This is a genomic window from Endozoicomonas sp. ONNA1, from assembly GCF_024606325.1.
Lineage (GTDB): Bacteria > Pseudomonadota > Gammaproteobacteria > Pseudomonadales > Endozoicomonadaceae > Endozoicomonas_A.
The window spans coordinates 1-2,625 of sequence record NZ_JAHHPN010000199.1; the positions used below are offsets into that span (position 1 = coordinate 1).

Genomic DNA, 2,625 nt, shown 5'->3' on the forward strand with positions numbered 1-2,625 from the left:
TAATCCAGATGGAGTCAAGGACACCTACATAAAAGTGTGGGTGTCCCAGATTATTCTTTCTTACTGATTTTATGGATGTCCCTTTTTTATAAGTGTGGATGTCCTATTTATTTGTCTACCCAGATTATTACCTACATATAAGTGTGGGTGTCCTATTTATTTTTTCTATTTATTTTTTTTTGTGGGTGCCCCCATCTCTTTTTCACAGATTATTACCTACATATAAGTGTGGGTGTCCCATTTATTTTTATTATTATGGATGTCCCTTTTTTACTTAGATTATTACCTACATATAAGTGTGGGTGTCCCATTTATTAGGTGTCCCATTTATTAATGAATGTCCCTTTTTTAACCTTTTTTAAAAGTGTTGGTGTCCTATTTATTGCCCATATATAAGTCTGGGTGTCCCATTTATTTCTTCATTTATTTCTCCTCGTTTAAAATATTTTTCAAATAAGCAATTTCACTACCTTCAAAAACATCTAAAACTGATCTAATTTCTTCAGTCGAATAAGGAAAAGCAGAAATTGTTTTTCTTAATGTATCCTCTGAATTTTCCATATCATTATCATAAGCTTGATAAACTGACAATATTGTCAAAATTTTTGGGTAAGGCCTAAAATAAGCAAGCCGCTGATAAAGTTCTTTTTTCATTTCTACATTTTCTTTATTCATAGGCAAATAATTAGCAACCAGACCATCGGCATAGAATGACCAAATAAAATGATTACTATCTTGTAGTAAAACGGCTAATCTAGCTCTATTTTCTTCTTCAAACTTTGATGGATAAACCCAGTATACCCATCGACTATACATTTTAACACCCAAAATAGACTGCCATAAAAAAACAATACTGAATACTAGAATAGTGAAAATTTTAATATTTCTATTAAAAGGAATATATAGCTTTTTTACAGGAACTAAACCAAGAAGCACAGAGAACAGCATTAAAAAGTTGACATACCAAAGTGGGTATTCAAAGAAGCTATGACACAAAAAAACAAGTATAAGAGATAATAAGTAATAGTCATTCTCGTTAGGATATTCTTTGATAAAACGGGGAAATAAAGACCAAAGCAGACAGACAAGAAATATAACAACACTAACTCCTCCAAGTTCTGCAAGAAGCTGCATCACTATATTGTGGCTATTAACAAACAGAACACCTGAATGAACATGTTCATCGGCAACCATATTGAATGAGTTGACTGCATAATTATCAACCCCTACTCCAAAAAATGGATTTTCTAAGAATATACTAAATGCTTTTGACCACTCTTGAAATCTGAACACAAAGGAACCAGTCTGCATCCTTTCAGCACCTGTAGTTAAGAGTGACTCAGCTCCATCTTTTAGCATAAATGAAAATAATTCACTGGCATATTTTTGTGCTAAGAGAATAAAGAATACACTTACAGACATACTGACAGCCAGTCTTTTCATTTCTACAGTTCTCTTTGATCTCATAAATAAAAAAAATATAAGAGAAATTGAAATAAATAAATAGGCTAGAACCAACCTAGACGCACTTAATGAAACAGAAACACTCAAAAAAATTAAAGCTATTAGGAAGACTAGTAATTTAATTTGTTTTTTACTAAAAAGCCAACAAAGGGAAAGTACACCTAGCATTAAATAATTACTTAGATTATTTCTTTGCCCGATATTTCCTAAAAATTCTGTATAGTTAGCATTTTTATGCAAAAAATACGACAAACCAAACTGATCGGCAAGCCCTGTTATTTGAAAAACCCCTATAAATAATTGACACAAACTTCCCATAAGGAGGCCACTAGAAGAAAACAATATTACTTTTTCTAAATCTAATTTACTAACTGAATTAGCCAATAAAGCTGCAAAAAAAAGAGCAGAAACTTTAATAAAAACCATCCCCGGATATGGCGTTGAGTTAATATTAAATAAAGAAAAAAAAATCAGAAAAGAAACTATAGTCAGCGCAGGTGATATTTCAACGCGATCATTTATATAAAAAAATGAAAAAAGTATTATTAATAGAACTATGAATAACGATAACAAATCAGATGTAAGATCAACAAGCGGCGCAAACTTTATCCAAGATAAAAAAGGAGCAAAAAAAAGAAAAAATAAAAATATATATTGAATATTAAAAAAACTGCTTTTTTTAAAAAAACATACGATATCTTTATCCCTAAGAAAACTCATAAAAATAAAACCCAAAATACCGAATGACTTTCCCTGAGAAAACCCAAGAAAAGCCAAACCTCAAATATTAATTACATGCTTTAGCTGCATCAGCTGCATCTGTTGATACACTAGCAGAGCAGCTCCATGTACCTGTTTGGTCACGTACCAAAGTAATCTTTGGAGTTGGTCCCAATACAGATGGGGCATTTTGAATTGTGCATGAGATACCTGAAGAAGCACCTGCTTCAATAGCAAAAGAGCAGTTTTCTGTAGCACTTGATGCCAAACCTAAGGTATCTACAGTCGTACTTGCTGTTATTGTAGACCCTTCATTTAAAAGTATTTCATACTGAGTCTTTCCTGGAGTCAACTCAGCAAGAGCTGCATTAAACTTAGCCTTCGCAGTATAATTCTGATACTGCGGAATAGCCACAGCCGCCAAAATCCCAATAATCGCCA

General features: G+C 32.4%; 2 protein-coding genes. Both read right to left on the reverse strand.

Annotation, left to right across the window (positions count from 1 at the left end; all coding sequences use genetic code 11):
- Positions 1-423 precede the first annotated feature (423 nt).
- Complete coding sequence (locus KDK19_RS04665) at positions 424-2,184, reverse strand: PglL family O-oligosaccharyltransferase (RefSeq protein WP_257291447.1); 1,761 nt, start codon at positions 2,182-2,184, stop codon at positions 424-426.
- 67 nt (positions 2,185-2,251) lie between these two features.
- A partial coding sequence (locus KDK19_RS04670; protein ID WP_257291448.1) for a pilin occupies positions 2,252-2,625 on the reverse strand: 374 nt, incomplete at its 5' end.